We start from the raw sequence: 21,252 nt of genomic DNA, 5'->3' as shown, positions 1-21,252 counted from the left end.
CGACGAACGAGGATCGACATGTTGGACAGCGGCATCGGATCGTGGCCCGCCCGCCGGGCCCGGATGACCCCCGGCGCGCGGGCGTTCGTGCAGGACGAGGCGGTGGTGACGTACGCCGAGGTCGACCGTCTCGTCGAGGCGGTCGCCCGCGGGCTGCGTGCCCGTGGCGTCACGACCGGCGACCGGGTCGCCTTTCTCGGCCTGAACTCGATCGAGCTCGCGGTGACGCTCTTCGCCACCGCGCGGCTGGGGGCGGTCTTCCTGCCGCTCAACACCCGGCTCGCGCCACCCGAGCTGGCCTGGATCCTGACCGACGCCGAGCCTGCGCTGCTCATCCACGCCGACGACTTCGACGAGGTGGTCTCCGCGGAGGCGGTCGCGACGCTCGGCCTGCCGAGCCACCGGTTCACCGCCGCCGCCGGGCACGGGCTCGACACGCTGGCCGTGGACGCGGCGGGGGAGCGGGCCGAACGGATCGACGTCGAGGTCGGCCTCGACGACGTCTTCATGATCCAGTACACCTCCGGCACCAGCGGCCGCCCCAAGGGCGTGATGTTGACGCACGGAAACATCGCCTGGAACGCCTTCAACCTGCTCGTCGACGTCGACATCCGCTCCGACGAGATCGCCCTGGTCACCGCCCCGCTGTTCCACACCGCGGCGCTCAACCAGGTGCTGCTGCCGACCTTCCTCAAGGGTGGTACCTCCCTGATCGCAGCGCGCTTCGACCCGGCCGAGGCGATCGCGACCATCGAGCGCGAGCGGGTCACGCTCCTCTTCGGTGTCACCTCGATGTACCAGGCCCTCGCCCAGGAGCCGACCTGGGCGACCGCCGACCTGGACAGCCTCCGCTCGGCCCTCAGCGGAGGCGCCCCGATCCCGCGCACCCTCCTCGACACCTGGCAGAGCCGCGGCCTGCACATCATCCAGGGCTACGGCCTGACCGAGGCCTCGCCGGGGACGACGATGCTGCGTGCCGGCGACGGTCTCGACAAGCTCGGCTCCGCCGGCACCCCGTGCTTCTTCACCGACGTACGCGTCGTCGCCCCCGGTGGCGAGGACGCGGCGCCCGGGGAGGCCGGTGAGGTGCATGTCAGCGGCCCCAACGTGACCCCCGGCTACTGGCACAACGGCGCGGCGACGGAGGCTGCCTTCGACGGACCCTGGCTGCGTACGGGAGATGTCGCGGTGCTCGACGACGACGGCTTCCTCTACGTGGTCGACCGGGTGAAGGACATGTTCATCAGTGGCGGCGAGAACGTCTATCCGGCCGAGGTCGAGCAGGCGATCTACACCCATCCCGACGTCGCCGAGACCGCCGTCATCGGCGTCCCGGACGAGCGCTGGGGAGAGGTCGGCCGCGCCGTCGTCGTCCGCCGCCCGGACTCGGTCCTCACTCAGGAAGACCTGCTGAAACACCTCGACGGACGGCTCGCCCGCTACAAGATCCCGAAGTCGGTCGTCTTCGTCGACGAGATCCCGCACAACGCCTCCGGGAAGCTGCTGAAGTCCCGGGTGCGCGAGCTGTACGGCACCCCGGAAGGAGCCACCCCATGACCGGCCGCTACCAGCCCCGGATCGACACCGGCGCGATCCGAGCCCTCGACATGCACACCCACGTCGAGGCCGACCACCACGGTCACCTCTCGCTCGACCAGGAGCTGATGGACGCCTCGGCGGCGTACTTCCGCGGCGACCACCCACGCACCCCGACCGTCGACGACCTCGCCGCCTACTACCGCGAGCGCGACATGGCCGCGGTGATCTTCACCGTCGACGCCTCCACCGGCCTCGACCACCCGCCGCTGTCGAGCGAGGAGATCGCCGAGCGCGCGACCGAGCACGCCGACGTGCTGATCCCGTTCGGGTCCGTCGACCCCCGCAAGGGCGAGGCGGCGGTGAAGCAGGCCCGAAGGCTGGTCGAGGACCACGGCGTCCGCGGCTTCAAGTTCCATCCCGGCCTGCAGGCCTTCTCCCCGAACGACCCCGAGCACAGCCCGCTGTGGGCGACCCTGGAGGAGCTCGGAGTGGTCGCGCTGTTCCACACCGGCCAGACCGGGATCGGCGCCGGCCTCCCCGGCGGACGCGGAATCCGGCTGCGCTACTCCGACCCGCTGCTCATCGACGACGTCGCCGCCGACTTCCCCGACCTGCAGATCGTGATGGCCCACCCCGCGGTGCCGTGGGTGGACGTACAGATCTCGATCGCCACCCACAAGGCCAACGTGCACATCGACCTGTCCGGCTGGTCACCGAAGTACTTCCCGCCGCAGCTGGTCAAGCAGCTCAACGGCCCGCTGCGCCACAAGGTGCTCTTCGGGTCGGACTTCCCGGTGATCACGCCGGACCGCTGGTTCGCCGACCTACGGACGCTCGAGATCAAGGACGAGGTGCGCCCGCTGCTGGTGAAGGACAACGCCCTGCGCCTGCTCGGGCTGGCCTGAGCCTCACATTTCGCCGCCAGGCCCTTGACGGGGTGACGTGCATCACTAGAATCGACAGGAATCCTGATAAACAGGAATCCTGAATGGAGCCCCCATGACCCTCACCTCCGGCGGTAGCACGACCGGCCCACGCACGCAGATGGGCCGGATCGTCGCCAGCAGCTTCACGGGCAGCCTGATCGAGTACTACGACTTCCTGCTCTACTCCACCGCCTCGGCGGTGGTCTTCAACCAGGTCTTCTTCTCCAACCTCGACCCGGTCACCGGCACGATCGCCTCCTTCGGCACCTTCGCCGCCGGCTACCTGGCGCGCCCGCTCGGCGGCGTCGTCTTCGGCCACTTCGGCGACCGCCTCGGGCGGAAGAAGATGCTGGTCCTCACCATGCTGATCATGGGCGTGGTCAGCTTCCTGATCGGCTGCCTGCCGACGTACGGCCAGATCGGGGCGGCCGCGCCGGTTCTCCTGGTCCTGCTCCGGGTCGTCCAGGGCGTCGCGATCGGCGGCGAGTGGGGTGGCGCGGTGCTGATCACCGCCGAGCACGCCACCTCCCGGCGTGGGCTGTGGGCGTCGTTCACCAACGCGGGCGCCCCGGCCGGCATGGTCCTGTCCACTGCCGTGATGGCGGTGATGGCCTCGGTCACCACCCCGGAGCAGTTCACCGCGTGGGGCTGGCGGGTGCCGTTCCTGCTCAGCATCGTCCTGCTCGGGGTCGGTCTGTGGATCCGCCTGAGCGTGACCGAGTCGCCGGCCTTCGAGGCGATGAAGGACCGTCGGGCCGAGGCGAAGACGCCGTTGCTGGAGGTCCTCCGCAACCACCCGCGTACGCTCCTGCTGGCTGTCGGGGTCGGCCTCGGCGCCTTCGTCGTGCAGGGCACCTTGACCACCTTCCTGATCTCCTACGCCCTCGGTGCCGGTTTCGAACGCCCGACCGTGCTCAACGCGCTGACGGTCTCCTCGGCAGGTGCGGTCGTCGGCATCCTCGGCTGGTCAGCGCTCAGCGACCGCGTCGGCCGTCGGCCTGTCGTCCTCACCGCCGCCGTCACGACCGCGGTCTTCGCCTATATCCTGTTCCCGATGCTCGACAGCGGGTCGGTCGCGCTGCTGGTGCTCGCGGTGGTCCTCGGCCAGTCGGTCATCCATGCCGCCTTCTACGGCCCGCTCGCCGCGCTGATGAGCGAGGTCTTCAAGACCTCCTCGCGCTACACCGGCGCCTCGCTCGGCTACCAGCTCGCCGGCATGGGCGCGGGTCTGTCCCCGCTGCTCTTCGCCTCCCTGCAGAAGGCTGGAGCCGGCACCGTCATGCTCTCGACCGTCATCGCGGGGTTCTGTCTGCTGAGTGTGTTCTCCCTGATCAGGTTGGGGGAGACCAGCTCGCGAGAACTCGTCGACGCCTGAGGCCCCATGCAGCAGAGCCCGCCGTGCGAGTCACGGCGGGCTCTGCTGTCTCATCTGTCCCGGGCCGGTCGGCGAGCTGCCAGGTAGTCGGCGGGCATGCCCGGCCCGGGCCGCACCGCGACCTGGTCCGGCGGCACCTCGCCGTGCCGCTCGCACCGGGTCTCGATGTGGACCGGCTCGCCGCAGTCGGCGTGCAGGTACTCGATCGGTCGCCCGTCCGGGGCGAACCAGGTGTCGCCCCACTCGGTGAGGGCGATCAGCGTCGGCCGCAGGCCTTGGGCCATCGCGGTGGGCCGGTAGTCGCCGGCGTCGTCGCGGGTCATCAGTCCGGCCTCGACGAGCGTGGCGAGACGCGTCTTCAGGACGTTGGTGGCGATGCCGAGATTGTGCTGGAAGTCGCCGTAGCGCGTGACCCCGGCGAGGATCGCGTCCCGCAGGATCAGCATGGTCCATCGCTCGCCCACCACCTCCAGGGATCGGGCGATGGAGCAGATCTGGCCGTCGTACGTCTTTCCGAGCACGACAACGACTCTAACAAACCACTTGCATGATGAAAGTGCTGGTGTCTACGGTGGTGCTTGCATGATGCAAGTCACAGCTGACCTCAAGGGGAGACCATGAGCGACCTGACCGCAACCTTCACCGTCGACGCCACCCCGCAGGAGGCGTACGAGGCCATCAACGACGTACGTTCCTGGTGGGGGCACCACATCGCCGGCCCCACCGACCAGGTCGGTGCCGAGTGGTTCTACCTGGTGCCGGACATCCACTACTCCAAGCAGCTCGTCAAGGAGCTCGTGCCGGGCGAGCGCGTCGTGTGGGAGTTCACCGACGGCTACCTCGACTTCATCGCCGACAAGAAGGAGTGGATCGGCACGACGGGCCGCTTCGACATCGCCGTCGACGGCGATCAGACCCGCGTGACCTTCACCCATGAGGGGCTCGGCCGCGGCGACGAGTGCTTCGACGTCTGCTACGACGCCTGGACCCACTACATCACCGTCAGCCTCAAGGGCCGGATCGAGTCCGGCGAAGGCACCATCCGGACGCAGGACGAGGACAAGGCCGCCGTCGGCCGGTGATGCTCAGGCGAGGATGCCCCGGATCTCCTCGATCGTCCGGACGAGCAGCGCTCCGGTGTGCGGCTTCGCCACGCCCATCGTCGGCTCCGGCCAGAGGGAGCTTCCACTGGTGAGAAGTGGTCGATTCGGGTCAGCCGGAGGCGCTCGAGAGAGCCCAGATCGACCACTTCACCAGCGACAGAGTCGGGATGCCCTTCACCAGATCCAGTATTTGCTCGTGACGCGACGCTCTTGGCCCGCCGTTCGGTTGGATCGCGCCGTGCCCCTACCTTCGGCGGACGAACGAACTTTCATTCGTCCCGGACGCGTGAACGAACCTTCGTTCACCTCATCGAGAAGGGAGGAGCAGGTTTTCGCTCCATCGCCTGGCCATGGAGGAGGAAGCCACAAGCTCTCGGTTCAGCGTGCAGGGCTTCACAGGGGCATGTGCCAGGCATCGCCCTGGTATTACTGAAATCATGCTGAAGACCTGGGCGGGGCGCGGACGACTGGCTGTGTACGTCGCCGCGATCGTCCTCGGGATCGTCCAGTCGGCCGTCCTGGCGGATGCCTACTCGGTCGCCGGGGGTGTCGCGCTGCTGCTGGGCGGTGCTCATGCCGGGTCGATCGCGCTCGCGCTGTGGCGCCCGGTCGAGGCCGCCGGCCTGTCCTTGGTCGCGGTGACGCTCTGCGCGGTGGCGATCATGGGCCGGGGTGAGGACGGCTGGCCGTGGATGGTGCCGCCGCCGACGCTGACGCAGGTGCTGGTGCTGATCGTGCTGACCCTGGTCGCGGGCTGGCGGCTGGCGGCGATCACCCTGGGCATCCAGGTCGCCGCGGGGGTGGCGCTGGCGGTCGTCGGACTGGCCTGGAACGACTTCGTCCCCGCTCTCGGCGAGGTCGCGAACTTCGCCTCGCTCGCGCTGATCCTCGGTGCGCTCGCGACCGTCGCTCGCCGGCTCGCCGAGAGCCGCAGCGCCTTGCGCGAGGAGCACGAGCGCCGCTCGGTCGTCGAGGAGAAGGCGCGCATCGCCCGAGAGCTCCACGACGTGATCGCCCACAACATGTCGCTGATCACCGTGCAGGCCAGGTCGGCACCGCACCGGGTCGACGACGTCAGCCCGGCGGCTGAGGCCGAGTTCGCCGAGATCGCCGACCTGGCGGCGTCGGCGCTGCGGCAGATGCGTGGGGTGCTCGACGTGCTGCGTACGGAGGAGGGGCAGTCGGGCCGGGTCCCGGTGCCGGGCATCGACGGGCTGGGCGAGCTCTTCGAGTCTGCCCGCGGGACCGGCCAGCGGGTCGAGGTGCGCGGCGACCTTCCCGAGCTCGCCGACGTGGCGCCCGAGGTCGGCACCGCGGCCTACCGGATCGTGCAGGAAGCGCTCAGCAACGCCCGCCGTCACGCCCCCAGCGAGGCGGTGAGCATCGACATCGACCAAGCAGAGGACCTGACCGTACGCATCGCCAACCGGCTCGACGGCGCCGCTCCCGCCATCGAGGCGACTGGTGGTGGGCACGGGCTGATCGGGATGCGCGAACGAGCCGCTGCTGTCGGCGGCAGTCTCACTGCCGGACCGGTCGACGACGAGTTCGTCGTCGAGGCGAGACTCCCGGTCGAAACGGCTGTGCGCACCCCGATCGAACGCGGTAGGAAGACCCCGTGACGGTGAGAATCGTGGTCGTCGACGACCAGGAGATGGTGCGCTCCGGCTTCGTGGCGCTGCTCAGCACCCAGCCGGACATCGAGGTCGTCGGCACCGCGGCAGACGGCTCCGAGGCGTTGCAGGTGGTGCGGCGTACGCATCCCGACGTGGTGCTGATGGACGTCCGGATGCCGGTGATGGACGGCATCGAGGCGCTCCGGCAGCTCTCCGAGAACCCGACCACGGCCCAGACCAGGGTGGTCATGCTGACCACGTTCGACGCCGACGAGTACGTCCACGAGTCGCTGCGCCTCGGCGCCAGCGGGTTCCTCCTCAAGGACGCCTCGCCCGACGAGCTCGCCTCCGCGATCCGGGTGGTCCATGCCGGCGAGGCGCTGCTCTCGCCGTCGGTGACCCGGCAGGTGATCGCGCAGTTCGCCCGCGCTCCCCGTCGCCGCCGCGCCGACCCGCGCCTCAAGCAGCTCACCGAGCGTGAGCGCGAGGTACTCGAGAACATCGCCCGCGGCAGGTCCAACAGCGAGATCGCCGCCGAGCTCTTCCTCGCCGAGCAGACCGTGAAGACCCACGTCAGCCGCATCCTCGGCAAGCTCGGCCTGCGCGACCGAGCCCAGGCCGTCGTCTTCGCCTACGAGAGCGGCCTGGTCGCTCCGCACGTCTAGCCTGACCGGGCCCTCAGGGTCATCCCGCACTACCCCGGTAGGGGGTCGATTGGCTCCCCAGAGTGACGCGCGGCGGGGGACCTGAAACCTAGCGTCACAGCCATGACAGTTGTGACGCCGCTCAGGTACGGCCTCAACGAGGCCGATGGAACCATCGACGGAACAATCGGTGGGCGCCTCCTCGCCTGCGACCCGCCCGGAGGGGCACGGGTCGTGGAGGCCTTCGGGGATGTCGTGACCGCCGACCACGTCGCGGTCCTGGTGCCCGGCAACGGCCACCACCTCGGCAACTACTTCACCAGCACCGAGGCCCACAGTCCGCGCTCCCGGGGGCAGCTGCTGCTGCGTACGATGCAGGAGATCGCGCCCGAGAGCCGGTCGGCCGTCGTGGTCTGGCTGGGCTACCACTCGCCGCCGGAGTGGTACAACGCGATCACCAACGGGCCCGCCTACGCCGGCGCCCGCGACCTGGCCGCCCTCACCCACTACCTGCCGCGCGCCGCCCATCTCACCCTGGTCGGGCACAGCTATGGCTCGACCGTCGCCGGCCTCGCCCTGGCGAGCGCCCGCGCCGAGGACTGCGTGGCGCTGGGCAGCCCCGGGATGGGCGTGGTGCACCGCTCCGAGCTCGGGTCACGCACCCGGCTCTGGGCGGCGTACGGCGAGACCGACCGGATTCGGCTCGTCCCGCAGGTACGCCTCGGCCGACTCGGTCTGGGGCGCGGCCCGCTGCATCCCGAGCTGGGCGCGACCCGCTTCGGGACCGGCGACATCCCCGGCCACTGCGGCTACTACACCGAGGGCAGCGAGTCGCTGCTCAACATCGCCCGGATCGCTCTGGGCCGCTACGACGAGGTGACGAACGCGTCGGGCCCGACGCGCCGCCGTTCGTCCCTCACCACGTCGGCTCGACCGACAGAACTGGAGGCAGCAGCATGATCACCGACGAGCCCGCGATCTGGACCCAGGGACTCCGCAAGAGCTACCCCGGCCGCGGTGCCGCCCTGGACGGCATCGACCTCGCCGTCCCCGCCGGCACGGTCCACGGCCTGCTCGGCCCGAACGGAGCCGGCAAGACCACGACCGTACGCATCCTCGCCACGCTCGCGAGCTTCGACTCCGGCCAGGCCTGGGTCGCCGGCCGCAACGTGGCTCGCGACCGGGCGGGCGTGCGGGCGCGGATCGGCATCGCCGGCCAGTACGCGGCCGTCGACGGTATCCTGAGCGGTCGCCAGAACCTGGAGATGTTCGCCCGCCTGCACCGGATGCGAGCCCGCGAGGCTCGAGCCCGAGCCGACGAGCTGCTCGAGCGCTTCGACCTCGTCGAGGCCGCCGGCCGTCCGGTGCGGGGCTACTCCGGGGGCATGCGCAGGCGGCTCGATCTGGCGGTCAGCCTGATCCGCAGCCCCCGGGTGCTCTTCCTCGACGAGCCCACCACCGGCCTCGACCCGCGCAGCCGGATCGAGGTCTGGGACGCCGTCCGCGAGCTGGCCGACTCGGGCACGACCGTGCTGCTCACCACCCAGTACCTGGAGGAGGCCGACCGGCTGTGTTCACGCATCACGATGGTCGACCGCGGCCGGGTCGTCGCCGAGGGGACGCCCGCCGAGCTCAAGTCCAGCGTCGGTGGCCGCGACCTCGACGAGGCGTTCCTGCTCATCACCGAGGGGGCCTGAGATGACCACAGTGACCGAACCCACCGTCCACGGATCACGCATCACGTGGGCGACGGTCGACACCTGGGTGGTGGCCAAACGCCACCTCCTCCATCTCGTACGCCGCCCCGACGAGCTCCTCGGCACGCTGATGATCCCGGTGATGGCGGTGGCCATGTTCGGCTTCGTCTTCGGCGAGGCCTTCGGGGTCGCGATGAACGTGCCGGGGGACGAGTACCGCGAGTTCCTGCTCCCCGGCCTCTTCGCGCTCACCATGGCGTTCGGCATCGGCAACACCACGATCTCCGTCGCCGAGGACGTACGCGGCGGGGTGCTCGACCGGATGCGATCCCTCCCCATGTCGCCGGTGGCCGTGCTGGCCGGGCGCGCTCTGGCCGACGTGATCCTGGCGGTCGTGGAGCTCAGCATCCTGCTGGCGCTCGGGACCCTGTTCGGCTGGCAGGCCCATCTCGGGGTCGGCGCGGTGATCGCCGCGCTGGGGCTCCTGGTCCTGCTCAGGATGGCGTTCTCCTGGGTCGGCATCCTGCTCGGCCTGCTGGTCAGCGGTCCGGAGGCGGCGATGAAGTACTTCGCGCTCGTCTTCCCGCTCGCCATGGTCGCCGACACGATCGTGCCGACCGACCTGATGCCGGGCTGGCTGGCCGTCCCCGCCGAGTGGAACCCGCTCTCCTCGACCGTCATCGCCACCCGCGAGCTCTTCGGCAACATGGCCGCCCCGGCCACCTCCTGGGTCGGCGAGCACGCCCTCACCATGGCCGTGCTCTGGCCGGTCGCCATCATCGCGATCTGCCTGCCGTTGGCCATGGCCCGACTGCGCCGGCTGGGGCGATGACCGGGTGGCGTGGGGCGGCTAGGGCGCGGCGAGCACCTCGCCGCGCACCCGCCCGTGGTCCGAGTAGTCCGGCTGGACCTCGACGGTGCCGGAGCCGCCCAGCGCGGCCTCCCAGGTCTCGCCGAGCGACTCGGCCTCGCCCTGCTCGCGGGCTCGCCGGTCGAAGGTGACCCGCGTGACGTACCCGTCGTCGGACCAGACCAGGACCCCGTCGACCTCGGCCTCGAACCGCTCGCCGTCGGGCAGCACCAGGTCGACGTGCTTGCTGTCGTAGTCGCGCATCCCGGGGAACTCCTCGTTGTCCTCGGGCAGGCTGGAGAGCAGGACCGGCTCACGCAGGTCGAGCTCGATGGTGTCGGGGTCTCGGACGGTCTGCGCCCACACGACGAGCGTCGCGACGAAGAGCACCGGGATCGCGAGCACGCCGACCCCGGTCCACGCCAGCGGCCTCGGGTTCTTCCCGGACGCCCGCACCACCGCGGCCGCAACGAGCAGGACGAGCGCGACCGCCACCAGGAACAGCAGCACTGCGCCGACGACGATGATCAGAACCGCGCCCCCTGCACCCATGGGGTCAGTATCCCGACAGCAACGGCGCCCCGCACCGACAATGCGTCACCCGACGGTGTCGACGATGCAGACGGCCAGGGTGGAGAAGTAGACGACCCCGGCGAACACCGCATGGAAGCTGACCCGGAGCGGAAGCCGGCCCTTGAACATCGAACGCAGCGCGACCATGTAGGCGTTGACCGTCGAGAGGTGGCGTCCGCCCATCGCTCGCGCACGACGCAGCAGCATCATGTCGCCGAAGCTGTTGCCGATCGTGATGAGGACGATGGCGGCCCACGCCCACAGGACCCGGTCGGTCAGGACGTACGTGATCCAGGAGGCGACCCCGAGGACGGAGGCCACCACGTGGCTGAGGACGATCGGCGTCCGGCCGCGGCCGCGCCGGAGCCAGCCCGTCAGCAGCAGGACCCCGACCGCTGCCTGGACGAGCCACGCCACGAGGACGACGTACGTCATGGTGCGACCGTACGGGCCCTCGTGGCGTGCTGGGCGTGTGATGCCGGCGATCCCCGATAGAGGGGAGGCGACAGGTCAGAACGGGGTGAGCGTCACCGCCATCTCGGAGGCGTTGTCCTCGACGTACGAGGCGAAGCCGCCGACGTCGTCGAAGGCGAACCCGTAGGCCTTCCCGTCGACGGTGTTGTCGTGCATCGCCTTGCAGTACGCATGGACCGGCGAGCCCTGGTAGAACCCGGCGGGGTCGCCGGTGGGCTGGTCGGCGGAGGCGAGCAGCGTGGTCCGGTTGAAGCCGGCGCCGAGCACGGCGGCGACGGGGCCGGTGATGCCGTCGTTGGGCGCGGCCAGGGCGCCGTCGCAGAAGAGCACGTCGCGGGTCGAGGGGCGGCTGAACGCCTTGACCCCGCCGTCGAAGACGAACTGGTCGCCGCTGACGCGGCCGGTGAAGGTGGTGTTGTTGGCCTTCACGACGAGCGGCTCGCCGGCGTACTTCGACCAGACCTGGTCGATGTAGGTGTCGAAGTAGGTCGTGGAGAACCTCCCGGCGTCCAGCCCGTGTCCTGGCGCGATGATCCGGCGGTCGTCGACGACGAGCGAGGCGAAGTCGGGCGAGGCGGAGACGGCGGAGAAGATCTTCGCGCGGCCTCCCTCGACGAGGGTGCCGGTGGTCGGCGACTGCTCGCCGGTCAGCGCGATCGAGAGCGGGACGCTGAACATGTCGACCATGGTGGTGTTGCAGTAGATCCGGCCGCTCTTGTAGGTGAACTCGACGCAGTCGTGCAGCACGCCGTAGCTGGGGTCGGACTCGACCCAGGCCGCCGGGTAGGCGAGCGCGTTGCCCTCGTTGACCTTGAACTTCAGCTTGTCGCCGAGCGAGAAGTAGATCCGTCCGGACATGTCGGCGGGGATCTGGGAGAGCGTGTCGCCGCTGCTCGAGAACGGGATCGCGTAGTCGGCGTAGCCGTCGGCGCCGTTGTCGGCGAGGGAGACCGGAACGAGCGTGCCCTCGGGCGTGACCCGGGACTGCTCGCCCGTCGCCAGGTTGGTCCCGACGACGTAGAAGTGGATGGAGGCGTTGTCGTACGCACCGGTCCGGTTGACGAAGCGGAGTCGGATCGCGGCCTGGGCGCTGGCGCCCTGTGTCCGCATCGCCTGGGCCTGCCACGGGGTCGCGCCGAGGAGCGGCAGGGCGAGGGCGGCAGAGGTGGCGGTCAGTACAGATCGTCTGGTCAGCATGGGACCTCCCGAGTGGGGAACTGTAGGAACCCGAATTACAGTAAGGGGCCTTTACAGAAAAAGTCCATACCGATCGTGTGACCAAAATGGCCGTCCGGGGGCAGCGGATGCTTCGTCAACCTCGGTAGCCTGAATGCTTGTGAAAGTTGTCGTGCTGACCGGAGCCGGGATCTCCGCAGAGAGCGGTCTCGCGACCTTCCGGGACGCCGATGGCCTCTGGCAGGGCCACCATGTCGACGACGTGGCCACGCCCGAGGCGTTCCATCGCGATCCGGCGACGGTCCACCGGTTCTACGACGACCGCCGCCGCGAGCTGCGGTCGGTGGTGCCCAACCCTGCCCACCTCGCGCTGGCCAGGCTCGAGCAGGTCCTCGGCGACGAGCTGCTGGTGGTCACGCAGAACGTCGACGACCTCCACGAGCGAGCCGGCTCCCGCCGGGTCGTGCACATGCACGGCGAGCTGCTCTCGGCCCTCTGCGACTCGTGCCAGGGCCGGTTCGCCTGGGACGACGACCTCGGCGACGCGCCGGCCTGTCCGGGCTGCGGCAACGACACCCTGAGGCCCGACGTGGTGTGGTTCGGCGAGATGCCCTACGACCTCGATGTGATCGAGCGCGCTCTCGTCGAGGCCGATCTCTTCGTCGCGATTGGCACCAGCGGCGCGGTCTACCCGGCCGCGGGGTTCGTACGCATGGCCGCCCTCGCCGGAGCCAAGACGCTCGAGCTCAACCTGGACCCGTCCGAGACCTCGCACCTCTTCGACGACGCCCGCCATGGACCGGCCGGCAAACTGGTGCCCGAGTGGGTTGCCGACGTGCAGGCGCTGTCGCGTTGACCCCCTCGTAATTTCTGTCACGATAGGCCGCGTGTTTCGCCATGCCGTGCCCACGACCGTCCTCATCGTCGCGCTGACCAGCGCTCTCGCCGGCTGTGGCGACCCGGAGGGAACCCTGTCCCAGGCGCGCGAGTACGCGAAGCAGCCCGGCAACCAGATCGCCGAGCACGCCCGGACCGCGATGCACGACCTCGACACCGTCCACGTCGAGGGCGACGTACTCGACCCGCAGGGCACCAAGATCACCGTCGACCTCGACGTCTCCGCCGAGGACAGCTGTGTCGGCAAGGTCAGCATCGGCGACGGCGAGATCTCGCTCCGCTCCATCGCCGGCTCGGCCTGGTACCAGGGCGACGAGGCGTTCTGGAAGTCGATCGCACCGGCCAAGGGCGAGGGTGAGCGCATCGCCAAGCGGGTCGGCAAGAAGTGGGTCAAGCTCGAGGGTGAGATGGCCAGCCTGCGTGCCTTCTGCAGCATCGACAGCCTCACTGCCCAGATGGTCCCGGCGGAGGCCGAGGCGCAGGCGATCGGCCCGGCGATGGCCGCCGACGGGCCGTCCGTGCGCCTCGACGTCACCCACGGCGACACCGAGAGCCGGACGTACGTCCTGGCCGCCGAGCCCCACCGGATCGTGAAGTGGACCCAGGGCAGCGCCGGCGAGCTCACCTTCTCCGACTTCGACAAGGAGTTCCGGGTCGAGGAGCCAGCCCCCGACGAGGTCTTCGACCTGGCCGAGCTGGAGAAGTGACTCCAGGAATGAATCCGCGGTCGTGAGGCTTGCTAAGTAATGTGCCCACCTCGACGACCAGACCAACGCGCAGCTCGGTAGGACTACGTAGCGAACGCGGGCCGATCCTGCTCGCGGTGATGGTGTCGCTCAGCCTGGTCGCGATCGACATGACGATCCTGGCGACGGCGGTGCCGAGCGTGGTGAAGGACCTCGGCGGCTTCGAGCAGTTCCCGTGGCTCTTCTCGATCTATGTGCTGGCCACCGCGGTGACCACGCCGCTGTACGCCAAGGTGGCTGACCGGCTGGGGCGCAAGCCGGTGATGATCGCCGGGATCGTGGCGTTCCTGGTCGGGTCGCTGCTGTGCGGTCTGGCGTGGTCGCTGACTGCACTGATCGTCTTCCGGGCGGTCCAGGGCATCGGGGCCGGGGCGATCCAGCCGATGGCGATGACGATCGTCTCCGACATCTACACGCTGGAGGAGCGGGCGGTCGCGACCTCGTACGTCGCCTCGGTCTGGGCCACCGCCGCCATCGTCGGGCCGACGCTGGGCGGTGTCTTCGCCGACTACCTCGATTGGCGGCTGATCTTCCTGATCAACCTGCCGATCGGGGCGGTCGCGCTGTGGCTGCTGCGCCACTTCCGCGAGGACCGCCGGCCCGCCGCGACGACCGCGATCGACTGGTCCGGGGCGGGACTGCTGACCGTCGGCGGCATCGCGCTGCTGCTCGGGCTGCTCGAGGGCGGGCACGCCTGGGCCTGGGCCTCGTGGCCGTCCTACCTGATCTTCGCGGTCGGCATCGTCGCCCTGGTCGCCTTCGGCTTCGTCGAGCGGCGGGCCGTCGACCCGGTGCTGCCGCCATGGGTCCTCGGTCACCGCGTCCTCGCGCCAGCCAACGCCGCCAGCCTGATCGTCGGCGTGGTGATGCTCGGGCTGACGACGTACGTCCCGCTCTATGCGCAGAGCGTCCTCGGTCACTCGGCGGTGGTCGCCGGGTTCGCGCTCGCCGGGATGAGCATCGGCTGGCCGATCGCCGCCGCCACGGCCGGCCGGATCTACCTCTCGAAGGGGTTCCGGGTTGCGGTCGCGCTCGGGGCGCTGCTCGTCATCATCGGCGGGCTCGTGCTGGTCACGGTCGGCGAGAGCTCGTCGTTCTGGCACCTGGCGATCCCGTGCTTCGTACTCGGTCTCGGCTTCGGCTGGTCGGTCAACCCCGGCGTCGTCGCGGCTGGTTCCGCGGTCGACTGGGAGGTGCGTGGGGTGGCTACCGGGTCCAACATGTTCGCCCGCTCGGTCGGCTCGGCCCTGGGCGTCGCGCTCTTCGGGGCGGTCGCGAACGGGCTGGTCCGGAGCGAGTACGCCGGGGGAGAGGTGCCTCCCCTCGAGTCTCTGCCGGCCGACGTCCTCGCGCCGGCGCTGCACGTCGTCTTCGTCGTCGGCCTGGTCGTCTCGCTCCCGCTGCTGGTGGTGGCGTGGCGTACGCCCGTCCGGATCAGCAGGTGACTCCGCCGTTTTGAAACAGTGGTTACCACCGAGTAACCACTGCGTCGTAGACTCCGACGCATGCTGAAGCGCGACCACTATGAGGAAGACCACGAGGACTTCCGAGCCTCCGTCCAGCAGTGGCTGGAGCGTTCGGTCAAGCCCCACACCGACAAGCACATCGCCGACAAGGCGCTGCCCCGCGAGTTCTGGCTGGAGGCCGGCGCGCAGGGCTTCCTCGGGCTCGCGATCCCGGAGGAGTACGGCGGCGCCGGCGCCGACGACTTCCGCTTCAATGCGGTCCTCGCCGAGGAGCTCGCCAAGATCGGCGCGGCCTACCCGACGTGCGTCGGCATCCATTCCGACATCACCGCTCCCTACCTGGTCCGTCTCGGCACCGAGGAGCAGAAGCAGCGCTGGCTGCCGGGCGTGGCGTCGGGTGAGATCCTGCTCGCGATCGGCATGACCGAGCCCTCCGGCGGCTCCGACCTGGCCGCGCTGAAGACCACCGCCGTCCGCGACGGCGACGAGTGGGTCATCAACGGCTCCAAGACCTTCATCACCAACGGCTACTCCTGCGACCTGGTCATCACCGCGGTCCGCACCGACCCGGAGAAGGGCGCCAAGGGCATCACCCTCTTCGCGATCGAGGCGACCAAGGAGGGCTTCTCGCGCGGCCGCAAGCTCGACAAGGTCGGCATGGAGGAGTCCGACACCGCCGAGCTCTTCTTCGAGAACGTACGCGTCACCGACGCCGAGATCATCGGCGAGCTCAACCGCGGCTTCATCCACATGATGGAGGAGCTCCCGCAGGAGCGCGTCTCCTGCGCGGTCGCCAACGTCGCTCAGGCCAAGCAGATCCTGATGGAGACCATCCAGTACGCCAAGGACCGCAAGGCCTTCGGTCAGTCCATCGGTGCCTTCCAGCACAACAAGTTCCTGCTCGCCGAGCTGGTCACCCAGATCGAGGTCGCTGAGGCGTACGTCGACAAGTGCGTCGCCGCGCACGCCCGTGGTGAGCTCACCCCGGTCGAGGCGTCCAAGGCCAAGTGGTGGTCCTCGCAGGCGCAGTCCGAGGTCCTCGACCACTGCGTCCAGATCCACGGCGGCTACGGCTTCATGAACGAGTACCGCGTCGCTCGCGCCTGGCGCGACGCCCGCGTCACCAAGATCTGGGCCGGCTCCAACGAGATCATGAAGGAGCTCATCGGCCGCGAGCTCGGCTTCTGAGCCTCTTCGTACGTCCGTGGCGGGCGCTCACCTCAGGGTGGGCGCCCGCTCGCGTATTTCCCCGTGTTTCGGCGGCGCTACGGCCGTTCGAAATCTTCGGCTTGTCTATTGTCAACAATCAGCGCGTTCGGTCACGATGATCGGGTGACGGTGTTGGTGTGGTGAGCGTCTTCGGCCCCGAGGAGTTCGCGGAGCGGCTGGGGAAGGTGCAGCAACGGATGGCGGAGCGGGGCTGGTCGGCGCTGGTGGTCGCGGACCCGGCGAACCTCTACTACCTGACCGGCTACAACGCCTGGTCGTTCTACGTGCCGCAGTGCGCCGTGGTGCCGGCCAGCGGCGAGCCCCACCTGTTCCTGCGGGCGATGGACGCCCATGGGGCCCGGCACACGGCGGTGCTGCCCGAGGAGCGGATCCACGCCTATCCGGAGGAGCTGGTCCACCGGCCCGACGTCCATCCCTACGACCACATCGCCGCCCTGGCCCGAGAGCTAAATGTATTTGTCGACAATCCTGACGCGGTCGTCGCGATGGAGCTGGACGCACACTACCTGCCGGTGCGGGGGTACTTGGCGGTCCAGCGAGCTCTTCGGCACGCGCGGATCGTCGACAGCGAGGAGCTCGTCAACTGGGTGCGCCTGGTGAAGTCGCCGGCCGAGCAGGACGAGATGCGGGCCGCAGGCACGGTGGCCGAACGGGCGATGACCGCAGCCCTGGCGGGGGTGAGGTCGGGGCGTCGTGAGTGCGACGTCGTCGCCGAGATCCAGGCGGCGCAGACGGTCAGCGTCGGCGGTGTCGGCGGCGACTATCCGGCGCTGGTGCCGCTGCTGCCGACCGGCGTCAGTGCCGACACACCCCATCTGACCTGGACCGACAGGGTCCTGCGGCGCGGCGAGGCGACCACGGTCGAGCTCGCCGGCGTACGCAACCGCTACCACGCCCCGCTCGCCCGCACCGTCTGCCTCGGGCCGCCGTCGGCCAAGCTCCTCGACTGCGCCACCGCGACCGCCGAGGGCATGGAGGCCGCGCTCGGGTCGATGAAGCCCGGGGCGGCCGGTGCCGACGTGCATGCCGCCTTCACCCGGGTCATCAACGCACACGGGCTCAGCAAGGACTCCCGGATCGGTTACTCGATCGGGATCGGCTTCCCGCCCGACTGGGGCGAGCGGACCGTCAGTCTCCGGGCCGGCGAGGAGACGGTTCTCGAGCCCGGGATGGCCTTCCACGTGATCCTCGGGATGTGGATGGACGGCTGGGCCTATGAGCTCTCCGAGTCGGTCCTGGTCACCGAGCACCTGCCCGAGCCGCTGACCTCGATGCCGCGTCAGCTGATCGTCAACGAGTAGTCCACCAAGGAGGGAATGTCGAATGTCGACAATCCGCGCAGAGTCCCGGCTGCCCCTGGCAGCACGCAGCGAGCAGCTCGTGGGCTCGGTGATCGACTCCAGTACGTCGCTGCTGGCCCAGCAGACCCACGACATCGTCCGCCTCGCCATGGGCAGCCCGGCCCAGGACGCGATCCCGGCAGCCGCGCTGGCCGCGGTCCCGCTCGAACCGCACGCCTTCGACTACGCCGCCACCGAGGGCGACCCGGTCCTCCGTGAGGCGCTGCTGGCGCAGCTCGCCGGCACCAGCGACGCGACCACCCCGGACCGGGTGACCATCACCTCCGGCGGGATGCAGGGTCTCGACCTCGTCCACAAGCTCTTCACCGACCCCGGTGACCTGGTCGTCGTCGAGGCACCGACCTACACCAACGGCAGCGCGACCGCGCTCTCCTACTCCGCCGAGCTCCGCGAGATCCCGGTCGACGAGGAGGGCCTCGACGTGGAGCGGCTGGAGGCAGAGGTACGCCGCACCGGCCGCCGCCCGAAGTCGATCTACGCCATCCCCACCTTCCAGAACCCGTCCGGCGCGACCCTGTCGCTGGAGCGAAGGACCCGGCTGATCGAGCTCGCCCGGGAGTGGGGCTCGATCCTGATCGACGACGACCCCTACGGGCTGCTGCGGTTCTCCGGCGACCCGCTGCCGACGCTGCACGAGCTCGCCGAGGGCGACCCGCTGGTCTTCTCGGTGCGCACCTTCTCCAAGACCGTCGCGCCCGGGCTGCGGGTCGGCTGGGTCGACGCCGACCCGTCGCTGGGACAGCTGCTGATCAACGCCAAGCAGGCGATGGACACCTGCACCAACCTGCCGGCGCAGCGGCAGCTCGCCGGGTTCCTCGACTCGGGTGCGTTCGACGCCCATGTGGCCGGTCAGCGGATCGTCTACAAGGAGCGGAAGCAGGCGATGCATGCGGCGCTGACCGAGCACTTCGAGGGCCTCGCGACCTGGACGGCCCCCGACGGCGGCTTCTTCCTCTGGGTCACCTTCGACCCGCCGGTCGACACCACCGCGCTGTTCGAGGTCGCGCTGGCCGAGGGGGTCGCGCTGATCCCGGGCAACGCGTTCTCGCCCGGCGGGCTATTCCCGCACTCGATGCGCCTGTGCTTCGCCTCCACCCCGCCCGACCGGATCGCCGAGGGCGTCGCGCGGCTGCGGCGGGCTGTCGACCGCCTCGCCCAGGAGGGTCGGTGAGGGCCCGTCCGGTCGACACCGACGAGGTCGTCGAGCTCGCTCAGCGGCTGGTGCGGGCACGTGGCCAGAACCCGCCGGGGGAGGAGGCCGCGACCGTCGCGGTGATTGCTGACGAGTGCCGCCGGCGCGGCTTCGAGGTGGCCCTCGACGAGGTCGCGCCGGGGCGCGCCAACCTGACCGCGACGGTCGGACGTGGTCCTGGGCCGGGCCTCCTGGTCGTGAGCCACTCCGATGTGGTGCCGCCCGGCGACGGCTGGAGCGGCGACCCGTTCTCCGGTGACGTACGCGACGGGCGGCTGCACGGCCGCGGCAGCGCCGACACCAAGGGCGGCCTGGCTGCGGCGATCGTCGCATTGTCCACAGTCGACAACACCGTCGACCAGACGCCGATCGCGCTCGCCGTGCTGGTCGACGAGGAGGAGCTCGGCCTCGGCATCCGTCGCTTCGTGCGCGATTTGTCGACAAATAGTCACTCCGCCTGCCTGGTCATCGAGCCGACCAGCCTCCGACCGGTGATCGCCGCCCGCGGCGACGCCTACCTGGAGATCACCCTCACCGGCCTGGCCGCCCACTCCGGCAACCCCGCCGACGGCCGCAACGCGATCCACGGCATGGCCCGGGTGATCACCGAGATCGAGCGGTGGCACGACGAGCTGGCCGCGAGCCCGCACCCGCTGTGCGGCCCGGCCACCTGGAGCGTCGGCACCATCGGAGGCGGTCAGGCGACCTCGACGGTCGCCGCACACTGCCGGATCACCGCGGACCGCCGCCTGCTCCCGGGCGAGTCGGCGGACGACGTACGGATCGAGGTCGAGGAGCGGCTCGCGGCCCTCGACCTCGCCGGCCGCGGCCTCAGCACCGAGGTGCGGATGACCATGGACATGCCCGGCTTCGAGACGCCGGTCGACGATCCGATTGTCGACAACATCGTTGTGGCCCTGACCTCGGCCGGCGCGCCCTCACCGATCCCGACCGGCTGGACCGCCGCCTGCGACGGCGGCTTCGTCGCAGCCCGGGGCATCCCGGTCGTCGTGCTCGGTCCCGGATCCGTCGCCGAGCAGGCCCACCACCCCGACGAGAGCGTCGCGATCGCCGATCTGACGATCGCCGCCCACGCGTACGCGTCCCTCTTCCAGCACACCGGACGCCGGACCCCGGCATGATGACGGCCATGACCCAGCGATACGCAACGAACTCCGGACCGAGGACGTACCCAAGGGCATGACCCCCACCGACAACGACCGCCGCACGGCCTACCTGCTGCCCGTCCTGGCACTGACCCTGGCCCCGATGTTCGCCGGATGTGGCTCCGAGGCGACCGACCCAGGCGCTAACGTGTCTGACGTGCCCACATCGTCCAGTCCGACGCCCGCCGAGGACCCGAAGGTCGCTGCCGCGATCGCCGACCTGGCCAGGCGTCAGGGGGTGAAGAGCGAGGAGATCACGGTCGTCTCCCACGACAAGGTGACCTGGCGCGACAGCAGCCTCGGCTGCCCCGAGCCCGGGAAGATGTACGCCACCGTCCTGACCGACGGCGTGCGCGTGGTGCTCGAGGCAGCAGGGAAGACCTACGAATACCACGGCGGCGAGAGCGGCCCGGTCACCTACTGCGAGAACCCGCAGGAGCCCGTCCCCGGCAAGGGGAGCAGTGACGCTCCCCAGTGAGGGTGCCCACGCGGGCCACGACGACGCCGAGGAGCGGGCCGAGGGCCTGAACAACCGGCTCAACTGGCTGCGCGCCGGCGTGCTCGGGGCCAACGACGGCATCGTCTCCACCGCCGGCGTGGTGATGGGTGTCGCCGGTGCGACCACGGACGACTCCACGATCCTCATCGCCGGCGTGGCCGCCCTGGTGGCGGGCGCGATCAGCATGGCCGCGGGGGAGTACGTCTCGGTCTCGACCCAGCGCGACACCGAGGAGTCGCTGATCGCCAAGGAGCGCCGCGAGCTCCGGGAGATGCCCGAGGAGGAGCTCCAGGAGCTGGAGGGCTTCCTGCGAGCCCGCGGCCTCGAGCCCGACACCGCCGCCGACGTCGCCCAGCAGCTCACCGAGCGCGACGCGCTGCGAGCCCACGCCGCCCTGGAGCTCGGGATCGACGTCGACGACCTCACCTCGCCCTGGGCCGCGGCCGCAGCCTCGATGGTCGCGTTCACGCTCGGGGCGCTGGTGCCGCTCCTTGCGATCACGCTCTTCCCCGACGGCGCCCGCGTCTGGGCGACGATCCTGACCGTCACGGCCGCGCTCGCCGTCACCGGCTGGACCAGCGCCCGCCTCGGCTACGCACCACCGATCCGGGCAGCGCTCCGCAACGTCGCCGGAGGCCTGCTGGCGATGCTGGTGACCTACGTCGCTGTCTCTTATACGCATCTGACGCTTCCGACTACTGCGATTGTGTCGATCTCGGTTG

The 21,252-nt window shown here is 70.1% G+C and carries 22 protein-coding genes; 18 read left to right on the top strand and 4 right to left on the bottom strand.

What is annotated here, in order from left to right:
• Positions 1 to 18: 18 nt before the first annotated feature.
• The 3 genes from G5C66_RS02300 (at position 19) to G5C66_RS02290 (ending at position 3,840) form a co-directional block, all read left to right on the top strand.
• Positions 19 to 1,557, top strand: coding sequence for an acyl-CoA synthetase (locus tag G5C66_RS02300; RefSeq protein ID WP_165109351.1), 1,539 nt, complete (start codon positions 19 to 21; stop codon positions 1,555 to 1,557).
• Positions 1,554 to 2,444 carry a 4-hydroxyphenyl-beta-ketoacyl-CoA hydrolase gene (gene couO, locus G5C66_RS02295; protein WP_165109349.1) on the top strand — a complete coding sequence of 297 codons (891 nt, stop codon included), beginning with the start codon at positions 1,554 to 1,556 and terminating at the stop codon, positions 2,442 to 2,444. Before G5C66_RS02300 ends, couO begins: the two co-directional genes overlap by 4 nt.
• A 94-nt stretch (positions 2,445 to 2,538) precedes the next feature.
• Positions 2,539 to 3,840: an MFS transporter gene (locus G5C66_RS02290; protein ID WP_165109347.1), complete on the top strand. Its 1,302-nt coding sequence runs from the start codon at positions 2,539 to 2,541 to the stop codon at positions 3,838 to 3,840.
• Between the two features lie 50 nt (positions 3,841 to 3,890).
• Here the strand turns inward: G5C66_RS02290 and G5C66_RS02285 are convergent, their stop codons facing one another.
• Positions 3,891 to 4,361 carry a winged helix-turn-helix transcriptional regulator gene (locus G5C66_RS02285; protein WP_165109345.1) on the bottom strand — a complete coding sequence of 157 codons (471 nt, stop codon included), beginning with the start codon at positions 4,359 to 4,361 and terminating at the stop codon, positions 3,891 to 3,893.
• A gap of 96 nt (positions 4,362 to 4,457) precedes the next feature.
• On the opposite strand from G5C66_RS02285, the gene G5C66_RS02280 reads away from it, so the two are divergent.
• The 6 genes from G5C66_RS02280 (at position 4,458) to G5C66_RS02255 (ending at position 9,732) form a co-directional block, all read left to right on the top strand.
• Positions 4,458 to 4,922 (top strand): SRPBCC family protein, encoded by a 465-nt coding sequence (locus tag G5C66_RS02280; RefSeq protein WP_165109343.1) that lies wholly within the window; start codon positions 4,458 to 4,460, stop codon positions 4,920 to 4,922.
• Between the two features lie 458 nt (positions 4,923 to 5,380).
• Positions 5,381 to 6,565: a histidine kinase gene (locus G5C66_RS02275; RefSeq protein ID WP_165109341.1), complete on the top strand. Its 1,185-nt coding sequence runs from the start codon at positions 5,381 to 5,383 to the stop codon at positions 6,563 to 6,565.
• A complete protein-coding gene (locus G5C66_RS02270) occupies positions 6,562 to 7,224 on the top strand; it encodes a response regulator (RefSeq protein ID WP_165109339.1) in 663 nt (220 codons plus the stop codon). Before G5C66_RS02275 ends, G5C66_RS02270 begins: the two co-directional genes overlap by 4 nt.
• 102 nt (positions 7,225 to 7,326) lie before the next feature.
• On the top strand, positions 7,327 to 8,163 hold the full coding sequence (locus G5C66_RS02265; protein WP_165109337.1) for an alpha/beta hydrolase: 837 nt from the start codon (positions 7,327 to 7,329) through the stop codon (positions 8,161 to 8,163).
• Entirely contained in the window at positions 8,160 to 8,900 is a 741-nt protein-coding gene (locus G5C66_RS02260) for an ABC transporter ATP-binding protein (protein WP_165109335.1), read from the top strand. Before G5C66_RS02265 ends, G5C66_RS02260 begins: the two co-directional genes overlap by 4 nt.
• Before the next feature lies 1 nt (position 8,901).
• Positions 8,902 to 9,732, top strand: a complete 831-nt coding sequence (locus tag G5C66_RS02255) for an ABC transporter permease (protein WP_165109333.1) — start codon at positions 8,902 to 8,904, stop codon at positions 9,730 to 9,732.
• Between the two features lie 18 nt (positions 9,733 to 9,750).
• On the opposite strand, the gene G5C66_RS02250 is transcribed toward G5C66_RS02255, so the two are convergent.
• The 3 genes from G5C66_RS02250 to G5C66_RS02240 form a co-directional block, all read right to left on the bottom strand.
• Entirely contained in the window at positions 9,751 to 10,302 is a 552-nt protein-coding gene (locus G5C66_RS02250; protein ID WP_165109331.1) for a hypothetical protein, read from the bottom strand.
• A gap of 45 nt (positions 10,303 to 10,347) precedes the next feature.
• Positions 10,348 to 10,758, bottom strand: coding sequence for a hypothetical protein (locus G5C66_RS02245; RefSeq protein ID WP_165109329.1), 411 nt, complete (start codon positions 10,756 to 10,758; stop codon positions 10,348 to 10,350).
• 75 nt (positions 10,759 to 10,833) lie between these two features.
• A complete protein-coding gene (locus G5C66_RS02240) occupies positions 10,834 to 11,994 on the bottom strand; it encodes a beta-1,3-glucanase family protein (protein WP_165109327.1) in 1,161 nt (386 codons plus the stop codon).
• A gap of 133 nt (positions 11,995 to 12,127) precedes the next feature.
• Here G5C66_RS02240 and G5C66_RS02235 point away from each other — a divergent pair, with 133 nt between their 5' ends.
• From G5C66_RS02235 to G5C66_RS02195, 9 genes are all read left to right on the top strand, one after another.
• A complete protein-coding gene (locus G5C66_RS02235; protein WP_165109325.1) occupies positions 12,128 to 12,829 on the top strand; it encodes an NAD-dependent deacylase in 702 nt (233 codons plus the stop codon).
• 31 nt (positions 12,830 to 12,860) lie between these two features.
• Entirely contained in the window at positions 12,861 to 13,577 is a 717-nt protein-coding gene (locus G5C66_RS02230; RefSeq protein ID WP_165109323.1) for a hypothetical protein, read from the top strand.
• A gap of 119 nt (positions 13,578 to 13,696) precedes the next feature.
• On the top strand, positions 13,697 to 15,061 hold the full coding sequence (locus G5C66_RS02225) for an MDR family MFS transporter (RefSeq protein ID WP_241248180.1): 1,365 nt from the start codon (positions 13,697 to 13,699) through the stop codon (positions 15,059 to 15,061).
• Positions 15,062 to 15,121: 60 nt separating this feature from the next.
• On the top strand, positions 15,122 to 16,270 hold the full coding sequence (locus tag G5C66_RS02220; RefSeq protein WP_420901724.1) for an acyl-CoA dehydrogenase family protein: 1,149 nt from the start codon (positions 15,122 to 15,124) through the stop codon (positions 16,268 to 16,270).
• A gap of 161 nt (positions 16,271 to 16,431) precedes the next feature.
• The gene (locus G5C66_RS02215; protein ID WP_338144041.1) at positions 16,432 to 17,613 is read left to right on the top strand and encodes a M24 family metallopeptidase; all 1,182 of its coding nucleotides are present in this window, start codon (positions 16,432 to 16,434) and stop codon (positions 17,611 to 17,613) included.
• A gap of 22 nt (positions 17,614 to 17,635) precedes the next feature.
• A complete protein-coding gene (locus G5C66_RS02210; RefSeq protein WP_165109319.1) occupies positions 17,636 to 18,844 on the top strand; it encodes an aminotransferase-like domain-containing protein in 1,209 nt (402 codons plus the stop codon).
• The gene (locus G5C66_RS02205; protein ID WP_165109317.1) at positions 18,841 to 20,007 is read left to right on the top strand and encodes a M20/M25/M40 family metallo-hydrolase; all 1,167 of its coding nucleotides are present in this window, start codon (positions 18,841 to 18,843) and stop codon (positions 20,005 to 20,007) included. The genes G5C66_RS02210 and G5C66_RS02205 overlap by 4 nt, the downstream gene beginning before the upstream one ends.
• A 58-nt stretch (positions 20,008 to 20,065) precedes the next feature.
• Complete coding sequence (locus tag G5C66_RS02200; RefSeq protein WP_165109315.1) at positions 20,066 to 20,509, top strand: hypothetical protein; 444 nt, start codon at positions 20,066 to 20,068, stop codon at positions 20,507 to 20,509.
• Positions 20,493 to 21,252: VIT1/CCC1 transporter family protein (locus G5C66_RS02195; protein WP_165109313.1), on the top strand; the 760-nt coding region annotated here is incomplete at its 3' end. The genes G5C66_RS02200 and G5C66_RS02195, both read left to right, overlap by 17 nt.

It is taken from the genome of Nocardioides turkmenicus (assembly GCF_011045035.1).
Taxonomy (GTDB): domain Bacteria; phylum Actinomycetota; class Actinomycetes; order Propionibacteriales; family Nocardioidaceae; genus Nocardioides; species Nocardioides turkmenicus.
This window is presented reverse-complemented; position numbering and strand designations above follow the sequence as displayed.

Excerpts from the sequence above, each read along its gene's own strand:
- G5C66_RS02300 (WP_165109351.1), top strand. The coding sequence starts at position 19 with ATGTTGGACAGCGGCATCGGATCGTGGCCCGCCCGCCGGGCCCGGATG.
- G5C66_RS02290 (WP_165109347.1), top strand. The coding sequence starts at position 2,539 with ATGACCCTCACCTCCGGCGGTAGCACGACCGGCCCACGCACGCAGATG.
- G5C66_RS02220 (WP_420901724.1), top strand. The coding sequence starts at position 15,122 with ATGCTGAAGCGCGACCACTATGAGGAAGACCACGAGGACTTCCGAGCC.
- G5C66_RS02245 (WP_165109329.1), bottom strand. The coding sequence starts at position 10,758 with ATGACGTACGTCGTCCTCGTGGCGTGGCTCGTCCAGGCAGCGGTCGGG.
- G5C66_RS02250 (WP_165109331.1), bottom strand. The coding sequence starts at position 10,302 with ATGGGTGCAGGGGGCGCGGTTCTGATCATCGTCGTCGGCGCAGTGCTG.
- G5C66_RS02240 (WP_165109327.1), bottom strand. The coding sequence starts at position 11,994 with ATGCTGACCAGACGATCTGTACTGACCGCCACCTCTGCCGCCCTCGCC.
- G5C66_RS02280 (WP_165109343.1), top strand. The coding sequence starts at position 4,458 with ATGAGCGACCTGACCGCAACCTTCACCGTCGACGCCACCCCGCAGGAG.
- G5C66_RS02260 (WP_165109335.1), top strand. The coding sequence starts at position 8,160 with ATGATCACCGACGAGCCCGCGATCTGGACCCAGGGACTCCGCAAGAGC.
- couO (WP_165109349.1), top strand. The coding sequence starts at position 1,554 with ATGACCGGCCGCTACCAGCCCCGGATCGACACCGGCGCGATCCGAGCC.
- G5C66_RS02225 (WP_241248180.1), top strand. The coding sequence starts at position 13,697 with ATGGTGTCGCTCAGCCTGGTCGCGATCGACATGACGATCCTGGCGACG.
- G5C66_RS02200 (WP_165109315.1), top strand. The coding sequence starts at position 20,066 with ATGACCCCCACCGACAACGACCGCCGCACGGCCTACCTGCTGCCCGTC.
- G5C66_RS02235 (WP_165109325.1), top strand. The coding sequence starts at position 12,128 with ATGCTTGTGAAAGTTGTCGTGCTGACCGGAGCCGGGATCTCCGCAGAG.
- G5C66_RS02275 (WP_165109341.1), top strand. The coding sequence starts at position 5,381 with ATGCTGAAGACCTGGGCGGGGCGCGGACGACTGGCTGTGTACGTCGCC.
- G5C66_RS02210 (WP_165109319.1), top strand. The coding sequence starts at position 17,636 with ATGTCGACAATCCGCGCAGAGTCCCGGCTGCCCCTGGCAGCACGCAGC.
- G5C66_RS02265 (WP_165109337.1), top strand. The coding sequence starts at position 7,327 with ATGACAGTTGTGACGCCGCTCAGGTACGGCCTCAACGAGGCCGATGGA.
- G5C66_RS02255 (WP_165109333.1), top strand. The coding sequence starts at position 8,902 with ATGACCACAGTGACCGAACCCACCGTCCACGGATCACGCATCACGTGG.